Genomic DNA, 1,958 nt, shown 5'->3' on the forward strand with positions numbered 1-1,958 from the left:
AACGCCAATAATGTTAAGCTACTACCATTTCAACCTCGGGAAAAACTACCGGAAATGCTAGCAGCAGCGGATGTCGGATTGGTCATACAAAAGCAAAATGTAATTTCTTTTAATATGCCCTCCAAAATCCAAGTACTGCTAGCTAGTGGTCGCCCCATCCTAGCTTCTGTTCCTGCTAATGGTACCGCTGCCAAAGCTGTCAAAAAAAGCGGCGGTGGCATTGTTGTTCCCCCAGAGGATCCAGAAACTCTAGCAGCAACAATCTTAGAGTTGTATAACGATCCCGCAACAGTTACATTACTGGGCAACAGAAGTAGACAACATGCTCTTCAATATTATTCCTTCGATCAAGCTCTCAACCGTTACGAAGAACTCTTTTCTGACATTCAAAAGAAGCGGTTACTGGCAGCGGTTCAGAAGTCTTGATCAATCCCTTTTACTAATTAGGGAGTAGGGAGTAGGGAGTAGCTCACAGGGGTAGGTTTTTAACAAAGACGTGAGGTGTGGGGTGTAGGGGGTGGGGTGTAGGGTGTGGGGGATAAGAAAATATACTTAATTTGTCGTTAAAAATCATCATTGTCTTGATGCAGCGCGAGTGGGGGAAACCCCCTTTGGCGGCGCTGCATCGCTTCTTCGTTGTTTTCCTTTTCCTCTCCCTGTGATCCGCCCCCGACCGGTCGGGGATTGGGGGTGGGTTTGACCCAAATGTAAAAAACCTACCCCTGTGAGGTAGGGAGTAGGGAGTAGGCAATAGGCATGCTAGCAATAGGCAATAGGGAAAAAATCTTGTGTACCTCTGATGAGGTACACAAGTTGTGGATGTTAGGGCAGAAGGAATAGCGATGCAGTGCTACTCCCGACTCCCGACTCCCGACTCCCGACTCCCGACTCCCGACTCCCGACTCCCTAAAATCAGGTTTTCTGCTCAGGAATTACCACCGACCATACCTATCCATACCCCACGCCCCTCCAGATTTCACAGGTATTTTAGTCTCTGCAACTTGTACAAAAAACTGCTCATGATGCTTCCAGCTAATCTCTCCATGCCACGCTTTAATTAGAGCTTGCTCAACAACCCGAGGAAGTTCCCACCATGATAGGTTTTCCTGTAATAGCAATTTTTTAAGTCGCTTTAAGGCTTGCTGAGATGCTGGATCTTTAGAATCAAATAAAGGAGTTGCTAGTCGAATGGGGTCCTTTTGGACAGCACTGATTGACCGACTCACCACTATACTTATTTGCTTAGCTAACTCCTTCATCCCTCGTTGCTTTTGGTACTTCCAACCTTTTTCACTAGACGCATACAACGGTGGGAGGCGATTGAGAGCATAGGTCGCTACTTCTATGGGATTAATACTTTTAGCTATCTCCGGTGACAGTTGATCTAGTCGTCGCTCGATTTCTTCTTCAACAAGGATTTCCATAACATTTTGATAGGCTTGAGTTCTTTGCATTAACCCTGACTTCATGACGATAACTCAATTAATAGTTTTTATGATCATGATTCTCCAATGCTTAGGTTGATAAACAGGTTGATTTTGTGTATACGTTCTGTTTGTTTGAATAAATTGAATTAAAGTTATGGTAAAGATTTAGACTACTTTATTTTATAATGTTATTTAGCAAAGTGAATAGGGAACAGGGAGTCGGGAGTAGGGAGTCGGGGGAACTATGTGGAATACACCTCATAAGTATGGAAAATGCTATATCATAGTTATCAATTGCTGGAAATTACGGCTAAAGATCAATTTCATCTCCCCAAACTCCCCACTCTCCCCAAACTCGAACTTCCCACACTTCCCACACTTCTCACACTTCCCACACTTCCCACATAGAGAAATTACGGATAATGGGATATGATCAGCACGCAGCAGATGCGGCAGGAGTCACAATGAAGGCCGTCATTGAATGGAAAAAGGCTAAACCCGAATTTTTAAAAGAATACGATCTAGCTAAAA

2 protein-coding genes are annotated in these 1,958 nt (G+C 44.1%); one reads left to right on the top strand and one right to left on the bottom strand.

All coding sequences use genetic code 11. The features are described 5' to 3' along the window. Positions 1-426 (top strand): glycosyltransferase (locus tag F6K53_RS38720; RefSeq protein ID WP_293085166.1); only part of this gene is annotated, 426 nt, incomplete at its 5' end. Between the two features lie 506 nt (positions 427-932). Here the strand turns inward: F6K53_RS38720 and F6K53_RS38725 are convergent. Continuing rightward, positions 933-1,454 carry a late competence development ComFB family protein gene (locus F6K53_RS38725; RefSeq protein WP_293058666.1) on the bottom strand — a complete coding sequence of 174 codons (522 nt, stop codon included), beginning with the start codon at positions 1,452-1,454 and terminating at the stop codon, positions 933-935. Positions 1,455-1,958: the final 504 nt, after the last annotated feature.

This window comes from Moorena sp. SIO4A1 (assembly GCF_010672065.1).
GTDB lineage: Bacteria > Cyanobacteriota > Cyanobacteriia > Cyanobacteriales > Coleofasciculaceae > Moorena.

Bases quoted from the DNA above. Each gene is read 5' to 3' on its own strand.
- F6K53_RS38725 (WP_293058666.1), bottom strand. From the start codon at position 1,454: ATGCAAAGAACTCAAGCCTATCAAAATGTTATGGAAATCCTTGTTGAA.